We start from the raw sequence: 514 nt of genomic DNA, 5'->3' as shown, positions 1-514 counted from the left end.
CTGGCACCCTATCTCGCCTCCAGCTCCACCTCCGCCCAGTTCGCTGTCGTTTTCCCCACCGCCTTCGCCTCCGCCCAGTGCGAAATCGCGCAGGACTTCACGCAGGGCCTCGGTGACCACCCGCTGGGGTGCGGTGTCGACGGTGGGATATACCTTTAAGTCTTGAGTGTAGGTATCTTCGTCGTATTGCTCAAACAGCTCTTGATGCACCATTTCGGCAATGTACAGGGCGCTTTGGTCGATGTTTTGTACAAAATGCTCGTAATGCAACTCTTCTTTCAAAACCTGATCGCGTTACGGCAGGGTAAGCATACCTTCTTCCAGCATATTGTTCAGAGTATAAGCCTGACGCGGTTTGGCGCGTTCAGGATGTATAATCGGATTGTAGGCGGAAGGGGCTTTGGGCAAGCCTGCCAACATGGCGACTTCGGCCAATGTTAATTCGTTAACATTTTTGTTGAAATAAATTTGGGCTGCAGATGCAAGACTAGAAGCGCGTTGACCCAAATAGAGT

Annotated in this window: 1 pseudogene; it reads right to left on the bottom strand. The window is 51.8% G+C overall.

Features of this window, described 5'->3' with window-relative positions:
* Positions 1 to 514, bottom strand: a pseudogene (locus tag ACTHUR_RS18415) (transglycosylase domain-containing protein); the annotation flags it as partial.

This window comes from Neisseria sp. P0021.S007, assembly GCF_051956855.1.
This window is presented reverse-complemented; position numbering and strand designations above follow the sequence as displayed.